The following is a 17259-nucleotide window of genomic DNA, read 5'->3' as shown; positions in this document are numbered from 1 at the left end:
CCGTAACCAAAGGGATAAATCCCTGCGAATCTGGCGAAACGCGTCCAACGCCCGTAACCAAAGGGAAAAATCCCATAGATCGGCCTCCCGTGCACCGCGCACAATCCAGCCCGCCCTCTACCAATTTTCCGTTTGCTGCTCCTACTGCCTCCTTTATCGCATCTCCCCCTCCCGAGCTCGCTTCCTTCCTGCTTCCATCCACCCACCTACCTTCCAATTTATTCCTATAACGCTTTCACACCGAAAATATGCCGTAAATGGATATGGATTTCCTGTGGCTCGGCGGAAATCTCTGATACACTAGCGGGAACGTACATGTGCGCTGAAGGCCTGCATGTGGCATATTTCAGGAATAAACATCTAATACTGAAGACATCAGAGGGAGGCGGAACGGTGAATACACGAGGAATGACGCTGCGGGAGCTGATGCAGCTCCCGGTTCTTGGCAAAGCGAAGGTCATCAGCGGCGGACAGGGGCTGGACCGGGTGGTCCGGTTCGTCGATATTATGGAGGTTCCCGATCTGAAAGGCTGGATCAGCGAAGGGGTCATGCTGCTGACCACCGCTTATTCGATCCGACATGATCCTTCGCTGCTGACCGAGCTGATCTACACGCTCGACAATCTGGGCGCAGCCGCGCTGGCGATCAAGCCGGCCCGCTTCCTGAAGGAGATCCCGCAAGGAGCCATCGAGGCCAGCAACGCCTGCGGCCTGCCAATCGTGGAGATCCCGCCCGAGATCCCCTATACGGACATTACCCAGCCGGTGATGGAGCTGCTGCTCGGGCGGCAGGCGATGCTGCTGCGGCGGGCGGAGGAGGTGTACCGCACGCTGACCACGATGGTGCTGGAGAACAGCGGCATTCAGGCGGTCACCGACAGTGTGGCCGAGTTCCTTAAGGCCCCGGTGGCACTGGTGGATACGGAGCGCAAGATTATCGTGTCCTCTCCGGCGGATTATGACTGGACACAGAGTGAATCGCCGCTGAGCTGGAACATCCATGTGGACCGCCGGACGGTTGCCCGGCTGCTGGTGGACAAGCAGCAGCTCGATGATATGGAAGAGGTGGGGACCCAGCAGGCCCGGCTCGTCTTCGCCCTGGAGCTGATGCGGCGCAAGGTGGCTGAGGACACCGAATTCCGGCTGCGCGGCAACTTCATTGATGAGCTGATGACGCCGCCGCTGCCGTCGAAGCATGAGGTGCAGCGGCGGGCGCGCCAGCTCGGGATGAACCCGGACCATAAGTGGGAGGTGGCCGTCATGGAAGGCGAGACCGCGCCGAGCGAGGAGATCGTGAACCGGCTGCTGGAGCGGGAAGCGAAGAAGCGCGGCGTCACACCGCACGTGGAATACCGCTCCAGCCGGGCGGTGCTGTTCCTGCCTACGCAGGAGGGACGCAGGTTCACGCCGGGCGGCGATGCCGAGGAGCAGTGGGAGCAGACGCTGGCCGGTTGGCTCCAGGACAAAAACGAGGGCTTAAGCGGCTACCGCTGCGGTATCGGTACTCCGGAATACCTGTGGGATATCTACACCAGCTATAACGAGGCGCGCAAGGCGCTGTCCATCTCCAGAAGGCTCGGGCAGAGTCCCGGTGCGATTACCCGCTATGAAGATATGGAGGTCTATCATCTCCTGGAGGGGCTGGAAGGACCCGGGTTCGAGCGGCTGTTCGAGCGTAAGCTGGGCAAGCTGCTGCACTATGACCAGGAGCATGACAGCAACATGCTGCTGACCTTCTATCATTATCTGGAATGCCGCGGCAGCCTGATTGAGACGGCAAACAGCCTCTACATCCACCGCAATTCCGTTAAATACCGGCTGGAGCGGATCAGGGACATAACCGGCTTCGATCTGAATGATCCGCGCGAGCAGTTCGTCTGTCATTTGTGCCTGATCTACTACTACCTCCAGGAAAAATAGAACAGGTTGGAAGTTTTGTGGAATCTGATGTTAGTAAATGTGACATTAATAGGGGCGGATAGTGCACAACCGACAAACGGTTGTGCTTTTTTTTAGCTGAACGGGACGTAGAGGGCTAGTGAAATTGACTGTAGAATTAGCTCAATACTTTAATAAGACAAAGGATTCACGCAGGACCTGACATGAGTAAGGCATTTCGTCCAAGAGGCACAGAAGCTGTAAGGGGGTTGATTCATTGTTTGCTTATACATTAAAAAGACTTGTGCAGATGATTCCAGCCTTGCTCGGCATTATCGTGATCACCTTCATCCTGTCGAGAGTACTCCCGGGCGATCCGGCGATTATGCTGGCCGGTGAGCAGGCGCCGGAGGAGGTTGTGAACAAGATCCGCCAGGATATGGGGCTGGACAAGGCCCTGTACATCCAGTTCTTCGCTTATATCGGGCAATTGCTGCAGGGAAATATCGGTTATGCCTATCATACCGGTCATTCGGTGGCGAGCGATCTGTCCTCGCGCTTCCCGGCTACAGTAGAGCTGACGCTGGCCAGTATTCTGATTGCGGTGCTGGTGGCGATTCCGGTCGGCATTATTGCCGCCACCCGCAAGGAGTCGATTCTGGACCATATCTCCCGGGTGTTCTCACTGATCGGTGCCTGTGTGCCCATCTTCTGGCTCGGCCTGATGTTCATTTATGTGTTCTACTCCATTCTGGGGTGGGCACCCGCACCGATGGGCCGGATCAGCGGGGACCTGAACCCGCCGGTGCATATTACCGGGCTGTACGTGCTGGACAGTCTGCTCTCCGCAGATACCGCCGCACTCAAGAGCAGCCTTGCACATCTGGTGCTTCCGGCGCTCTGCCTCAGTACCGGTACAATGGCCATCGTCGCCCGCATGACCCGCTCCAGTATGCTGGAGGTCGTTGACCAGGACTTCGTCCGCACCGCCCGGGCCAAGGGGCTGCGGGAATCAGCCATTATCTACAAGCACGCGCTGGTCAATGCGCTGATTCCGACTCTGACTGTGCTGGGTCTGCAATTCGGCTTCCTGATGGGCGGCGCGGTCATTACGGAGACCCTGTTCTCCTGGCCGGGCATCGGCGGCTATGTCACCGACTCCATATTGGCGGCGGATTATGCGCCGATCCAGGCGTTCACCCTGGTCAGCGCCGTGCTCTACTGCGGGATTAACCTGGCAGTAGACCTGATCTACGGCCTGATCGATCCGAGAATCCGTTATGAATAGAACAGCTTATGTGAGAGGAGGAGATTGCTTGTGAGCACCGCAGCACATTCAGCGCAGGGCAGCCCGGTGAAGCCGATACCGGCCAAGCCAAGGACGTTATGGTCTCTGCTGCTGCATAACCGCCTGGCGGCCATCGGGCTTAGCTTCATCCTGATCTGGACCGTAATCGCCATCTTCGCGCCTTGGCTGGCCCCCCATGATCCGCTGGTCACGGATATGGCGAATAAGCTCCAGGCCCCTACCGCCAGCCACTGGTTCGGAACCGATAACTTCGGCCGGGATATTCTCAGCCGGGTGCTGTACGGCGCACGGATCAGCATCTGGACCGGCCTGATCGCTGTCTCCATATCCTTCCTCATCGGGGTGCCGCTCGGCGGCATAGCCGCTTACTACGGCGGCCGTACCGGAACCGTCATTATGCGGTTCATGGATATCCTGCTCTCCTTCCCGTCGCTGGTATTGTCGATGGCGATTGCCGCCTCGATCGGAGCCGGGCTCAGCAGCGCCATGATCGCCGTCGGTATTGTCGGCATTCCCGAATTCGCCCGGCTGATGTTCGGGCAGACGGTCTCGCTTCGGGAGAAGGAATATATTGAAGCCAGCCGGGCGATCGGTGTGAAGGATACAGTGATTCTGTACCGCCACATTCTGCCTAATGCCCTGGCTCCGCTTCTGGTGCAGGCCACGCTCGGAATGGGCTTTGCCATCCTGACTGCTTCCAGTTTAAGCTTCCTGGGACTGGGAGTCAGACCTCCGGTAGCTGAATGGGGCGCGATGATCTCGGAAGGCCGGGAATACATCATATCCGGGCAATGGTGGCTGGTTACTTTTCCGGGGCTCGGCATTGCCACTTCCATCTTAGGCTTCAACTTACTCGGAGACGGCTTCCGGGATGTGCTTGACCCGCGGTTGCGTTCGGGCAAATGAGGCGAAGCAGGGGATTCCCCAGGCTTGCCGCATTCCCGGTCTAGATAGATCACGACCCGCCGGAGCTTCAGCGGCAGAGAGGATCACCAGCAGCACAAGTAGTTGTTATGCAAGCAGGGTATAGAAAAGGGAGGAATTATTGATGAAAAAAGTTAAGCTGTTGTCTACACTCGTCGCTTTTTCGATCATGCTTGCCGGCTGCGCCAGCAGCGCCAATCCGAAGACCCCGGCTGCCACTCCGGCAGAGACAGGGGGCGCAGCGACGGCTGCTCCGGTCCAGAAGAATCTGACGGTCGCCTATTCTGAGGGCGGCACTACGCTCGATCCGGCGGAAGCCAACGACCTGACCTCCGATACGCTCGTGCTGGCTGCTTACGATCAGCTGGTCACCTACGGTGTCAAGACAGAGAACGGTGCAAGCATCGCCAACACTGAGGATATCCAGCCTATGCTGGCGGAGAGCTGGGAAGTGAATGCTGACAACACAGTGTACACGTTCAAGCTGAAGTCAGGTGTTACCTTCCAGAGCGGCAATCCGGTGGATGCCGAGGCAGTGGCATACTCTTTTGACCGGGTGGCGAAATCCAGCTCGGGCAGCTTCCTCTACGGTATGGCCTCGATCAAATCCGTTGCGGTCAAAGATCCTTCAACCGTTGAAGTAACACTGACGAATGCCAACCATAACTTCCTGCAGATTCTCGCCATGTATACCTTCTCCATTGTGGATCAGAAGAAGGTGGAGGCTGAAGGTGCGGATTATCTGAAGACGAATGCCGCCGGCTCCGGCCCGTTCACGCTGACCAAGTGGGACCCGGCTACAGAAGCGGTCTTCACCGCTAACCAGAGCTACTGGCAGGGTGCGCCAAGTCTGGGTAAGGTTACACTGAAGTTCACCAAGGAAGCCTCCAACCGCGTGCTGCTGCTGGATAAAGGCGATGTCGATATGGCGATCGAGATTCCTCCGAAGGACGTCTCTTCCCTGGAGAAGAACCCTGCGCTGACCGTGGCCTCCAATGCGAGTAACCGGATTCTCTTCTTCGGAATGAACAACAAGGTGAAGCCGTTCGACAATGTAAAAGTCCGCCAGGCGATCAACTATGCCATTCCTTATGATCAGCTGCTGAGCGGGGTCATGTACGGCCAGGCCAAGCAGATGAAGAGCGCCGTAGCAAGCAATACGCCAGGCTTCACCGATGCAGGCTATGTCTATGAATACAATCTGGACAAGGCTAGGGAGCTGCTGAAGGAAGCAGGCTACGAGAAGGGGTTCACCTTCGACTTCACACTCGGCTCCGGCTTCGATGACTGGGAGGACGATGCGGTGCTGATCCAGGCCGAGCTGGCCAAAATCGGTGTCACCATGAAGATCAACAAGCTGGCCCGCGCCCAGTTCCTGGAGCAGCAGAAGACCAATAATCTGACCTCTTATATTTCGAAATGGACATCCTTCGTCAATGATCCCGGCTACCACCTCGGCTTCCTGCTGTACGGCAAAGGCTCTTCCAACTATATCAACTACCAGAATGCCGAAGTAGACAAGCTGTGGGAGCAGGCCAACACGGAAACCGACGCAGCAAAGCGCAATGAGCTGTACCAGAAAGCACAGGAAATCATCACCACTGAAGCACCTTGGGCGTACCTGTACGAATATAACCGCATTGTGGGCATGAGCAACAAGATCAGCGGTTATGCTTTCTACCCGGATGAAGTCATCCGCTTCTACCCGTTGTCGATTACAGAATAAGCAGGTTTGGCAAAAAAAGAGAGCGGACAGGCCCTGGGCTTGTCCCTCTTTGCACAAATTCACAGGACCCCGTGTCTGCCTTAAGCAGGCCGGCGGGGCCGCAAAGGAGAAGGCGGAACCATGACGGACTGGAGAAGCAAGGTGCTGGAGGCGATCGATGCCGGAACGGAAGAGCTGCTGGAGCTGTGCTCCCAGCTGATCCGTTTCCCCTCGGAGAACCCGCCGGGCGATTCGCGGGAGATCAGCGCTTATATTATTAATTATCTGAAGGAAGCCGGGATCGATACTTCCATCTATCCGGCCACCGAGACAATGTTCAACCTCATATCGACATTTGAGGCAGGGGCAGAGGAGCGTACCGGAAAAAAACTGATCTACTGCGGACATACCGATGTCGTTCCGGCAGGGGACCGCTCGCGCTGGGACTTTGATCCGTTCTGCGGCGATATCGTGGACGGTTATCTGCTGGGCCGCGGCGCTTCCGACATGAAAGCGGGTCTGGCCGGGTTAATCTTCGTCACTGCGCTGATGTCGAAGCTGGGTGTGCCGCTGAAGGGTGACCTGTCCCTGCTGATTGTACCGGATGAAGAGACGGGCGGCGATCTGGGCGTACCCTGGGTACTGGAGCGCGGGCTGATTACCGGAACCGCTGCGGTGATTGCCGAGCCTTCCGGCCCGCTCAACCCGACCATCGGGCAAAAAGGCAGCTGCTGGTTTGAATTTACTGTGGAAGGGACTCCCGGTCACGGCAGCCTCTCGCCGGTCGTCGGCGACAGCGCCATTGTTAAGGCAGCCAAGGGGATTGAAGCCCTGCAGCGGCTGTGGGATATTAAGGTCGAGGTGCCCGAGGAGGTCCAGGAGATTATCCGTATCTCACAGGATTATGTGAAGCAGCGCGAAGAGTACGGAGACGTCGCTTATCAGGTGTTCGACCATGTGACGGTGAACATCGGAACGATCCAGGGCGGAACCAAGGTGAATGTGGTAGCGGACCGCTGCACCATTCAGGTCGATTCGCGGGTACCGTTCGGCGTGGATTACCTCGATGTGCTGGACCGTGCGCGCTCCCTGCTTCTTGAAGCAGGCATCGAGTCCGAGGTGAAGGGCTTCGGCTTCCAGGGCAATGCCAACTGGACCTCGAATGAGGAGCCGGTGGTCAAGGATCTGGTCGAGAGCATCTGCGAGGTCAGCGGAGAAGAGGCTTACGGGGTGCTGCAATGGGCCTCCAGCGATGCGCGCCATTTCCGGACGCATAACATTCCTGTCCTGCAATATGGCCCGGCCGAGCTGTCTACGATTCATAATTTCAACGAGAAGGCTCCCGTCTGGCAGATTATCCAGTGTGCGAAGGTCTACGCCTTGACGGCGCTGAAATACTTGGGTGTGGAAGAAGAGGAATAAGATGATGAATAACTAGTTGAGGCCCCCGCAAAGTACCTGAATAATCATCGAGGCAAAACATCACTTTGTGGGGAGTTTTTTGGAAGGTGGAGGCAATCATGACACAACTGCTGGAGGTATCAGGGCTATGCACCGAGTTTCAGACAGCGGCGGGCACGATCCGTGCGGTGGACGGGATCAGTCTGTCAGTGCGTAAAGGCGAGACCCTCGGAATTGTCGGTGAATCCGGCTGCGGCAAAAGCATCACCTCTCTCTCCATCATGCAGCTGCTACCCAAACGGATCAGCCGGATTGCCTCCGGCCAGATCCGCTTTGAAGGCAAGGATATGCTGAAGATGCCGATGAATGAGGTGCGGAGCATCCGCGGCAACCGGATTGCGATGATCTTCCAGGAGCCGATGACCTCGCTCAATCCGGTGTTCAAGATCGGCCGCCAGATCTCGGAATCGGCCCGCTACCATCTGAAGCTGAGCAAGAAGGAAGCCGATGCGCGTGCGGTGGAGATGCTCCGCAAGGTCGGCATTCCCCGTCCTGAGAAGATTGCGCAGCAATATGCCCATCAGCTCTCCGGCGGGATGCGGCAGCGGGTGATGATCGCGATGGCGATGGTCTGCAATCCCCAGCTGCTGATTGCCGATGAACCGACCACGGCGCTGGATGTGACCATTCAGGCGCAGATTCTCGATCTGATGCGGGAGCTGCAAAAGAATGAAGGCATGTCGATTCTCATGATTACGCATGATCTTGGGGTCGTCGCCGAGATGTGTGACCGGGTGGTAATTATGTATGCCGGCCAGATTGTCGAGGAGACAGATGTGGCTACTCTATACAGCCAGCCGCTGCATCCGTATACGCAAGGGCTGCTGGCTTCCTTGCCCCAGCTAGCCGGGGACGAGGACAGGCTGCGGTCGATTCCGGGCCAGGTGCCGAACCCGGCGAATCTGCCGGCCGGCTGCCGGTTCGCACCGCGCTGCCCGGTGGCGGTTGACCGCTGCCGTGAGCAGCAGCCAGAGCTGCTGGAGGTTCAGCCGGGACATACGTGCCGCTGTATTCTGCAACAGGAGGGGGTACTATGACGACACTACTTGAAGTCCGCAATCTGAGGAAGCATTATCCGATCCGCAAAGGCTTCTTCTCTAAGCAGGTGGGTGCGGTCAAAGCCGTTGACGGCATTACCTTATCCGTAGAGCAGGGCGAGACGCTGGCAGTGGTCGGGGAATCCGGCTGCGGGAAATCGACCACCGGACGGGCTATACTGCGGCTGATCGAGCCGACAGACGGCGAGATCAGGTTCGGCGGCACGGATGTGCGCGCCCTGAATCCCGAGCAGCTCCGCAGGTTCCGTACCGATATGCAGATGGTGTTCCAGGACCCTTATGCTTCGCTCGACCCCCGCTGGACGGTCCAGCGTATTCTGGAGGAGCCGCTCCGCACCCATGGCTCGGCTCCCGCCGGCGAGCTAAAAAGCCGGGTGGAGCAGCTGATGGAGGTTGTGGGCTTATCCCCTTATCAGGCCCACCGCTATCCCCACGAGTTCTCCGGGGGCCAGCGCCAGCGGGTCGGAATCGCCCGTGCGCTTGCGTTGAATCCGAAGTTCATTGTCTGCGACGAGCCGGTCTCTGCGCTGGATGTCTCTATCCAGGCCCAGGTGCTGAATCTGATGCAGGATCTGCAGGAGCAATACGGCCTGACGTATATGTTCATCTCCCACGATCTGTCGGTCGTGAAGTTCATCAGCGACCGCGTGGCCGTAATGTATCTAGGGCGGATTGTGGAGCTGGCGCGGACGAAGGAGCTGTTCGCGAAGCCGCTGCATCCGTATACGCAGGCGCTGATGTCAGCTGTGCCGGTCCCGAATCCGGGGATGAAGAAGGAGCGCATCGTCCTGACCGGCGATGTGCCCAATCCCGAGACACCGCCTTCCGGCTGTGCCTTCCACCCCCGCTGCCCTTATGCACTGGACCGCTGCCGGACGGAGACACCGGAGCTGCGTGAGGTGGATGCAGGCCATCAGGCTGCGTGCCATCTGTTATAACCGTCATAGCAGCAAGGTCAGAGCCATCCGCCTGCGGGTGGCTCTTGAGCTGTCTGCCAGGCTACTGATACTAGGCCACTCTAACGGCACCCTTCCATAATAACCACGCAAATCCAGGCTAACAACACTCCGCCGGACTAATCATGTTCTACCAAACTAACAACGCTCCGCCAAACTAAAGCTTCCGGCACCAAGTACTCAGCGCCCTCCTCACCTCCACTCAATACCCCGGCTCTCACTGCTCTGCTCAGCCCCCGGTACAACTCATTCTGTCCCAAAAGGCGTAGAGGCGCGTGGACCAAATGTAGTCGGAAAACCGATTACATTCGGCGTGTGGGGGGCGCGTGGACCAAATGTAGTCGGAAAACCGATTACATTCGGCGTGTGGGGGGCGCGTGGACCAAATGTAGTCGGAAAACCGACCACATTCGGTGCGGCGGAGGCGCGTGGACAAAATGTAATCGAAAAACCGATTACATTCGTCGCGGCGGAGGTACGTGGTCCAAATGTAATCGAAAAACCGACTACATTCGGCGCATCGGAGGCGCGTGGACCAAATGTAATCGAAAAACCGATTACATTCGTCGCGGCGGAGGCGCGTGGACCAAATGTAGTCGGAAAACCGATTACATTCGTCGCGGCGGAGGCGCGTGGACCAAATGTAGTCGGAAAACCGACCACATTTGGCTCCCGTCTCCCGCGTCCCATCTCCCCCGTATCCCCACGCCAAACCAGCTGCGTTTCTACACGCTACACCCCCTGCAACCCCGCCGGACTTTAGCCCTATTTGAGCCTCTTCGGGACCGAGGGACCCGCCCTAGGAAGATCGGCTTATTTTTGCGGACGATTTTCCGTTGTTAAGAGAATTTTGTTTCAGAAATCCAGCTGAAAAATTTCATTAAAATTTGAAAAGAAACAGTAGCGCTTTTATAATTACATTAAATAACTGCTAAATAACTGCTGATAATGGGAGGAGATGGGAGGACGAAGTGAATAAACCACGTGAATTATGGATTGATGCCGCCAAGGGATTCAGTATTATCTTTGTGGTCATGGGCCATTCCGGCGATGCCGCAGCGAATCATTACCTGTCCTGGTTCCGGATGCCGCTCTTCTTCATCCTTAGCGGACTGGTCTTTAAGCCCGTGGAGCCCGGCCGGTACCTGCCTTGGGCAATGAAGCGCACCCGGGGGCTGATGACACCTTATTTCGCCTATGGACTGCTGATTGCGGCCGTGCTGCTGCTGTTCACGCTGAATATCAAAGGCTTTGCCGAGAATATAGCCAGGCTGCTATACGGCGGCATGACGCTGACCGGACCTTACGGGGTGTTCTGGTTCATCACCTGCCTGCTGTTCACGCAATTGCTCTTCGGATACATTATCCGGTATTCCCGCCGCACCCAAATTCTTCTGATTGTCTCCGCTTATCTGCTGTCGCATCTCATCTCGCTCACCGCCCTCCGAACGTTCAACATACCCTGGAATGCCGATGTATCCCTGCTCGCCGTCACGTATTACGCCATTGGCTTCTATGGCAAAACCCTGATCCCGGCGCTGCTCCGCCGCTACTGGGCGCTGCTCGTCCTGCTTCCGTTATCCGGGCTTGTGCTGCTGCTGGAACGGCAAGGGATCATCCAGTACACCCTGAATATGAAATACAAGGAGTATGACGCCCTGGTGCTGGACCTGGCGGTTCCGCTGATTATCTCCCTGACCATCTGCGCTGTTGTCTACCGGCTCACGAAGCTGGTACCGCTGGATTGGATGGGGGCGCTGGGACGCAACTCCATTGCCATCATGTATCTGCATCTGCCGCTGAACTACGGGCTTAAGTACCTGCTCGGTGTGAATTACGGGCTGATGCCGTTTACGCTGGTCGGTGTGGCGGTTCCGCTGTTCGCAGCTATATGGGCTAGGCGTTCTCCCGTGCTGTCCCGGCTCTATTTGGGGCAGGCGGCCGCCGCCGTCCAGCCGTGAATGCGGGCAGTATGCGATAAGGTGCAGAGTTTTTCACGACATGATAAGCAGATCGAAGCAGGCTTTCCCATCAATTGTCGCTAGAGACAGGGGGAGGCTTGTTTTTTGTTGCTTCAAAATGGAATAATTTCCTCCCATTCTGACGAAACTGGAACACAGTACCTGTGAAATGAAGGTTAAGTTCAGGAGGGGAACCATTGTGAGGAAAATTCGTTATGTTACGCTTGCACTGTGCATCGCCGTATCGGTTCTGGGAGGGGCTACAGGTGCCTTCGCAGAGGAAAAAGCCAAAGGCAACGCTGGCTCCGGCTCTGCCGGAGGAGCTTCTGCCGCTGATCTGGCCCCTGGAGCACGCTCTGCCATTCTCATGGACGCCAGTACAGGCACAGTTATCTACCAGAAGAATAGCCATGATAAGCTTCCGCCGGCCAGTATCACCAAGATTATGACCATGCTCCTGACTGTCGAGGCGCTGGATGAAGGCAGGCTGCAGCTAACCGACAAGGTGCGGACCAGCGAGTATGCCGCTTCGATGGGCGGATCACAGATTTTCCTGGAGCCGGGTGAGGAAATGACGGTTGACGATATGCTGAAGGGCATCGCAATGGCCTCCGGCAATGACGCCTCCGTAGCTATGGCGGAGAAAATTGCCGGCTCGGAGAGCGCGTTCGTCGATCTGATGAACCAAAAGGCAGAGGCGCTGGGCCTGAAGGACACGCATTTCGCCAACTGCAACGGGCTGCCGGCGGCGAATCATTATTCCTCAGCGCATGACATTGCTGTCATCAGCCGGGAGCTGCTGAAGCACGAGCAGATTATCAAATACACCGGCTCCTACCAGGATTACCTGCGCAAGGATTCACCCAAGCCGTTCTGGCTGGTGAATACGAACAAGCTGGTGCGCTTCTATACCGGGGCAGACGGCCTGAAGACGGGCTATACCTCGGAAGCGAAGTTCTGCCTGTCCGCCACAGCGTCGAGAGACGGCCTGCGTGCGGTAGCGGTGGTGCTGGGCGAGCCGAACACCAAGACGCGCAACAGCGAAGTGTCGGCGATGTTCGATTACCTCTTTTCCCAATATAAATTGCATACGATTCACAAAGCGGGCGATACCATCGGAACCGTTCGGGTGGAGAAGGGTGTGAAGAACCAGCTTCCGCTGGTTGCCAAGGAGAACTACAGCATTCTGCTCCGTAAAGGAGTGACCCAGGAAGGCATCCGCCATGAGCTGGTGTTGAATGAGCATGTGAAGGCACCGGTGGCTGAGGGCCAGACGGTCGGCAAGCTGGTGGTGTACCAGGGGGACAAGATGCTGAAGGAATACGAGCTGAAGGCAGGCGAGAATATCGCCAAGGCCGGCTGGTGGAAGCTGTTCAAACGGGCCACCGGCTCGATGTTTACGAAGGATTAATCTGCGCGGTCCCCGCGTGTGATTTGTACCTTTTTGTAGAGCGCTTCTGTGTTTTATGTTGGTTCATGGGAGTTTTCTTCTAGTTTTGTCGTGAGGCAGGAATCCTCATTTGCAGTGTAGAAACCTTGTCCATGTAGGGGGAAGTGAAGAGTCTTACAGGGCGGTTGATCATAGCAACGAAGAGGAGAGTGGCAAGAATGAATTCTCATGTGGAGATGGAGCATCACCGGGGTGTGCTGATTGTCCGGTTGTCCGGGGAACTGGACCATCACGCAGCCGATTACGTACGTATGGATATGGATGAAGCAATTATGCGGGGTCAGGTGGAGCATCTGATCCTCAGCCTGAAGGAACTGCAATTCATGGACAGCTCAGGGCTTGGAGTCATTCTCGGCAGATATAAGCTGATCCGCGCCAAGGGCGGGAAGATGGCTGTCTGTGATGCCAATGCGCCCGTGAAGCGCCTGCTGGAAATGTCGGGTTTGTTCAAAATCATGCCCCTATATGACGACGAGAGCGCCGCACTCTCGGATTTGGAGGTTGCGTTATGACAAACAGCAGCGAAGCCCGTAACTTCATGAGTGTCCAATTTGCCGCACTATCGGAGAATGAGTCATTCGCGCGCGTTGTCGTAGCAGCGTTCGTCTCCCGGCTTGATCCGACGATGGAGGAGCTGAACGATCTGAAGACAGTGGTGTCTGAAGCGGTCACGAACTGCATTATTCACGGATATGACAGCGATCCTGAAGGGATTGTCAGCATCTCAGCCTCCATTGAGAAGGAAACGGTGCATCTGGTCATCGAGGATCAGGGACGGGGCATTGAGGATCTGGAGCTGGCCCAGCAGCCGCTCTATACGTCCAAGCCGGAGCTGGAGCGCTCGGGTATGGGCTTCACCATTATGGAGAATTTCATGGATGAATTCGAGGTTACCAGTGAACCGGGACGGGGTACCTCCATCTCAATGAAGAAAACCATCGTCTCGAAAAAAGCTTTATACAATTAGGGGTTGGAGCCATGGATGCCGAAGCAAAAAAAGCTCCGCCGACCTATTTGGACGATGCGGAGGTCAAACGTCTCATCGCGCTCAGTCAGGCCGGAGATCATACGGCCCGCGACACGCTGGTCAACTGCAATATCCGCCTCGTCTGGTCGGTGGTCCAGCGGTTTATGAACCGCGGATATGAACCGGATGATCTGTTCCAGATCGGCTGTATCGGACTGCTGAAGTCCGTTGATAAATTCGACCTCAGCTATGAGGTCAAGTTCTCCACCTACGCCGTACCGATGATTATCGGCGAGATTCAGAGGTTCCTCCGCGATGACGGCACGCTTAAGGTCAGCCGCTCGCTGAAGGAGATGGCCAACAAGGTGCGCAAGATGAAGGACGAGATGTCCAAGACGCTCGACCGTCTGCCGACCATCGGCGAGGTGGCCGAGGCGCTGGGCGTCACGCCGGAAGAAATCGTCTTCGCCCAGGAGGCCAACAAGCCGCCGACTTCGATTCACGAGACCGTCTTCGAGAACGACGGCGATCCGATCACCCTGATTGACCAGATTGCTGACGACTCGCAGGAGCGCTGGTTCGACAAGCTGGCGCTGAACGAGGCCATCGGCGCGTTGACCGAACGTGAGCGTCTGATCGTGTACCTGCGGTACTACCGTGATCAGACCCAATCGGAGGTCGCCAGCCGTCTCGGCATCTCGCAGGTGCAGGTGTCGAGGCTGGAGAAGAAGATTCTCGCGAATATCCGCGAGCAGATTGCGCAGTAACACCGCAGTGAAGCATGGTTAGGTATGTAATGTTCAGTGACGGGTGCAAGGGGGCCGCCTCGGGAGGGGCGGCTTTTTGCGCGCGTTCATGGTGAGGCCGGGAGCATATCACAACGATCATGGTGCTAACCGGACAAAAACCAGACTCGAACTGGAAACAAACCAGACTCAGGCGGACTCAGATGCCGTTATTTCGCCGAAATGTCTCTTTTGAGAGCTGAAACGGACTGAGCTTCCGTTATCCTGGCGATTCGGTGCCCAATCATGCGGAATTCAGAAGGATAACGGCTTCTGAGTCCGCGAACTTGGCATATCCGCCTGATTAGCAGAAATAGCGGAATGTCAGTCCACTTGCGTGGACGCTGGTGCCCCCGCTGGAGCTCCCGGATGGAGCTCCCCGATATTGCTCCCGCTAGAGTCCCCGGATGGAGCCCCCGATATTGCTCCCGCTGGAGCCCCCGGATGGTCCTGCGCACGTTACACCGGAAGCTTCACATATGCTACACTCGTAACTAACAGGGAGGGACTGAACCAAATGGACTATATGAAGCTCAGTAAAGAGATGTCGTACATTCTGCGGCACGCGCCGTGGGAGTATGAACTGGAATTGGATGAACAGGGATGGGTGGATATTGAGCAGCTGCTTCATGCCTTGCAGCAGGACAAGAAGTGGGAATCGGTCCAGGCGGAGGATCTGGATAAGATGCTCGCGGCAGCGGACAAGCAGCGGCATGAGATTGCAGAAGGGCGCATTAGAGCACTGTATGGTCACTCGGTTCCGCAAAAAATCATCAAACAGAATGAAGCCCCGCCCTCCGTTCTGTATCATGGGACAGCCCGGCGATGGGTGGAGACCATTCTGAAGGATGGACTGAAGCCGATGAAGAGGCAGTATGTCCATTTCTCGGTGGATACGGAAACCGCCAAGCTGGTGGGCGGGCGCAAAGACCCCAGTCCCGTGATCCTGATTATCGATGCGAAGCAGGCCGCTTCTGCCGGGGTCAGGTTCTATCATGGCAATGATAACATCTGGCTCGCGGACGAGCTTCCGCCGGAGTTCATCTCCGTCTCTGGAACAACGGAATAAAGATGTAACCATTCCCGCCCGGACCGGCACTTATAGACAGGACAAGAAATTCCTACAGAAAAGAGGTGCGTGAGGGATATGCTCCAGTGGATTAGAGAAGCGCAGCAGGGTGATGCAGAAGCCTTCCGGCAACTGACGGAGCATGTGCGGGGGATGGCTTATGTCGTAGCTTATGACCGGCTGGGCGATGTTCAGCTTGCAGAGGATGCCGTGCAGGAGGCATACCTTGAAGCTTATATGCACCTGGGCAGTCTCCAGGAGCCGGCGGCGTTCCCGGGCTGGTTCAAGACGATCGTGGTCAGACAATGCCACCGGCTGCTCCGGCGTAAGACAGCGACAAGCCTGCCTCTGGAGGCGGCGGTACATGTGGCCGGGACTGGGCCCGGCGCTCAGGAAGTGGCGGAACGCCGCGAGTGGACGGGAGTGCTGCACCGCTGCGTGGCAGAATTGCCGCCCAAGCTGCGAATTCCGCTTCAATTGTTCTATTTCTATGGATACTCCGTCCAGGAGATTGCCGGGTATCTGGGTACTTCAACCGCTGCGCTCAAAAAAAGGCTGTACGACGGCAGACGCAAGCTGAAGGGCGCTTTACCTGTTGCCGATCTGGCTGCCGCATTTCATCTGGTACATGAAGGGGGAGCGCGAATGCTGCATATTGTGAATGGTGATTCCGTAGGCGACAAGCTGAAGCAGGGCATTGTCCAGGGAGAGGTGCTCGTCTGGCGCGAGATCTATACGGCCGGGCCGATCTTTCTTGATCCATCAGCAACGGAGAACCGGCAGCTGCGGGCTGAGGTTCTGCAATCGACGATGGGCATTCCTGCGGCTGAATATATTGCAGGCTGCGGGGAGCAGGAGCGGAGGCTCGGCGGATTCCGCGAGTATGATGAGGTGGTGCTGTGGTTCGAGCATGATCTGTTCGACCAGAGTATGCTGGCTTATCTGCTGCACCGGTTCAATGGGCAGAAGCTGGGCAACACAAAGCTGAGCCTGCTCTGCATCGGCGAATTCCCCGGGATTGAACCGTTCCATGGCCTGGGGCAGCTGACGCCTGACCAGCTTGGCACTCTGCGCGGAACCTGGCAGAATATCGGGCGCGGGGAGCTTCAGCTCGGCAGCGGACTTTGGCAGGCATATGCCGCTTCAGACCCGCGCACGCTGGCCGGTTACCTGGAGCAGCACAAGGCAGAATTGGCCGGTTCTGCGCTTGCTTTTGCCAACGATGCCTTCCAGGCCCATCTGTCCCGGCTGCCTTCGGTTGAGAACGGCCTCGGGATCACCGAACAGACCACCCTTGAAGCTGTGGCTAGCGGAACGGATACGCCGCTGAAGCTGTTCAGGCAGGTGGTGGATGAGCTGCACCGGCTGGGTATGGGGGACACGGAATACTGGAAGATCCTGCGCTCCCTGACGGCTGGCGGGAATCCGCTGCTCCGCATTGACGGTGTGGCAGAGGTCACAGATTACCGCCAAGTCCCGGACTTTCTGAACCGCAGCGTCAAGCTGACTGCGCTGGGAGAGCAGGTGCTGGCTGGCAACGCGGACCGTGTGCAGAGACAAGGGATTGATGAATGGTACGGCGGCCTGCATCTGCAGGGCCATGACGTTCCCTGGCGCTGGGATCGCGCTGCGAGGCGGCCGGTACCGGCACGAGCAGAATAGAATGTAATCCGGGGGTTCGCCCGTTAAGCTGATTGCTTAGCAGGCGGACCTCTTTTTGCTGCCAGTCTTGTGAT

General features: G+C 57.0%; 14 protein-coding genes. All 14 read left to right on the top strand.

Annotated features, from left to right (window positions below; genetic code table 11):
* Positions 1 to 393: 393 nt before the first annotated feature.
* Positions 394 to 1920 (top strand): PucR family transcriptional regulator, encoded by a 1527-nt coding sequence (locus K1558_RS04160; protein WP_238650136.1) that lies wholly within the window; start codon positions 394 to 396, stop codon positions 1918 to 1920.
* Positions 1921 to 2155: 235 nt separating this feature from the next.
* Positions 2156 to 3166 (top strand): ABC transporter permease, encoded by a 1011-nt coding sequence (locus K1558_RS04155; RefSeq protein ID WP_238650135.1) that lies wholly within the window; start codon positions 2156 to 2158, stop codon positions 3164 to 3166.
* 30 nt (positions 3167 to 3196) lie between these two features.
* A complete protein-coding gene (locus tag K1558_RS04150) occupies positions 3197 to 4093 on the top strand; it encodes an ABC transporter permease (protein WP_238650134.1) in 897 nt (298 codons plus the stop codon).
* A 142-nt stretch (positions 4094 to 4235) separates the two neighbouring features.
* The gene (locus tag K1558_RS04145; RefSeq protein WP_238650133.1) at positions 4236 to 5837 is read left to right on the top strand and encodes an ABC transporter substrate-binding protein; all 1602 of its coding nucleotides are present in this window, start codon (positions 4236 to 4238) and stop codon (positions 5835 to 5837) included.
* A gap of 120 nt (positions 5838 to 5957) precedes the next feature.
* Entirely contained in the window at positions 5958 to 7238 is a 1281-nt protein-coding gene (locus tag K1558_RS04140; protein ID WP_238650132.1) for a M20 family metallopeptidase, read from the top strand.
* A gap of 98 nt (positions 7239 to 7336) precedes the next feature.
* Positions 7337 to 8314: an ABC transporter ATP-binding protein gene (locus tag K1558_RS04135; RefSeq protein WP_238650131.1), complete on the top strand. Its 978-nt coding sequence runs from the start codon at positions 7337 to 7339 to the stop codon at positions 8312 to 8314.
* Entirely contained in the window at positions 8311 to 9273 is a 963-nt protein-coding gene (locus K1558_RS04130; protein ID WP_238650130.1) for an ABC transporter ATP-binding protein, read from the top strand. The genes K1558_RS04135 and K1558_RS04130 overlap by 4 nt, the downstream gene beginning before the upstream one ends.
* Positions 9274 to 10262: 989 nt before the next feature.
* A complete protein-coding gene (locus K1558_RS04125) occupies positions 10263 to 11252 on the top strand; it encodes an acyltransferase family protein (RefSeq protein ID WP_238650129.1) in 990 nt (329 codons plus the stop codon).
* A gap of 169 nt (positions 11253 to 11421) precedes the next feature.
* Positions 11422 to 12663 (top strand): D-alanyl-D-alanine carboxypeptidase family protein, encoded by a 1242-nt coding sequence (locus K1558_RS04120; protein WP_420800400.1) that lies wholly within the window; start codon positions 11422 to 11424, stop codon positions 12661 to 12663.
* A 197-nt stretch (positions 12664 to 12860) separates the two neighbouring features.
* Positions 12861 to 13214: an anti-sigma F factor antagonist gene (gene spoIIAA / locus K1558_RS04115; RefSeq protein ID WP_238650127.1), complete on the top strand. Its 354-nt coding sequence runs from the start codon at positions 12861 to 12863 to the stop codon at positions 13212 to 13214.
* Entirely contained in the window at positions 13211 to 13669 is a 459-nt protein-coding gene (gene spoIIAB, locus K1558_RS04110; protein ID WP_238650126.1) for an anti-sigma F factor, read from the top strand. Before spoIIAA ends, spoIIAB begins: the two co-directional genes overlap by 4 nt.
* Positions 13670 to 13680: 11 nt before the next feature.
* Positions 13681 to 14436 (top strand): RNA polymerase sporulation sigma factor SigF, encoded by a 756-nt coding sequence (sigF, locus tag K1558_RS04105; RefSeq protein ID WP_238650125.1) that lies wholly within the window; start codon positions 13681 to 13683, stop codon positions 14434 to 14436.
* Positions 14437 to 14971: 535 nt separating this feature from the next.
* Positions 14972 to 15523 (top strand): RNA 2'-phosphotransferase, encoded by a 552-nt coding sequence (locus tag K1558_RS04100; protein ID WP_238650124.1) that lies wholly within the window; start codon positions 14972 to 14974, stop codon positions 15521 to 15523.
* A 78-nt stretch (positions 15524 to 15601) separates the two neighbouring features.
* Positions 15602 to 17185, top strand: a complete 1584-nt coding sequence (locus tag K1558_RS04095; protein ID WP_238650123.1) for a sigma-70 family RNA polymerase sigma factor — start codon at positions 15602 to 15604, stop codon at positions 17183 to 17185.
* The last annotated feature ends 74 nt before the right edge of the window (positions 17186 to 17259 follow it).

Origin of the sequence: Paenibacillus piscarius, from assembly GCF_022234545.1 — a bacterium.
GTDB lineage: Bacteria > Bacillota > Bacilli > Paenibacillales > Paenibacillaceae > Paenibacillus_AQ > Paenibacillus_AQ piscarius.
The sequence above is the reverse complement of the archived record's forward strand: the minus strand, read 5'-3'. Positions and strand labels throughout refer to the sequence as shown.

Bases quoted from the DNA above. Each gene is read 5' to 3' on its own strand.
- K1558_RS04140 (WP_238650132.1), top strand. From the start codon at position 5,958: ATGACGGACTGGAGAAGCAAGGTGCTGGAGGCGATCGATGCCGGAACG.
- K1558_RS04100 (WP_238650124.1), top strand. From the start codon at position 14,972: ATGGACTATATGAAGCTCAGTAAAGAGATGTCGTACATTCTGCGGCAC.
- K1558_RS04145 (WP_238650133.1), top strand. From the start codon at position 4,236: ATGAAAAAAGTTAAGCTGTTGTCTACACTCGTCGCTTTTTCGATCATG.
- spoIIAB (WP_238650126.1), top strand. From the start codon at position 13,211: ATGACAAACAGCAGCGAAGCCCGTAACTTCATGAGTGTCCAATTTGCC.
- spoIIAA (WP_238650127.1), top strand. From the start codon at position 12,861: ATGAATTCTCATGTGGAGATGGAGCATCACCGGGGTGTGCTGATTGTC.
- sigF (WP_238650125.1), top strand. From the start codon at position 13,681: ATGGATGCCGAAGCAAAAAAAGCTCCGCCGACCTATTTGGACGATGCG.
- K1558_RS04130 (WP_238650130.1), top strand. From the start codon at position 8,311: ATGACGACACTACTTGAAGTCCGCAATCTGAGGAAGCATTATCCGATC.
- K1558_RS04095 (WP_238650123.1), top strand. From the start codon at position 15,602: ATGCTCCAGTGGATTAGAGAAGCGCAGCAGGGTGATGCAGAAGCCTTC.
- K1558_RS04135 (WP_238650131.1), top strand. From the start codon at position 7,337: ATGACACAACTGCTGGAGGTATCAGGGCTATGCACCGAGTTTCAGACA.
- K1558_RS04120 (WP_420800400.1), top strand. From the start codon at position 11,422: ATGAAGGTTAAGTTCAGGAGGGGAACCATTGTGAGGAAAATTCGTTAT.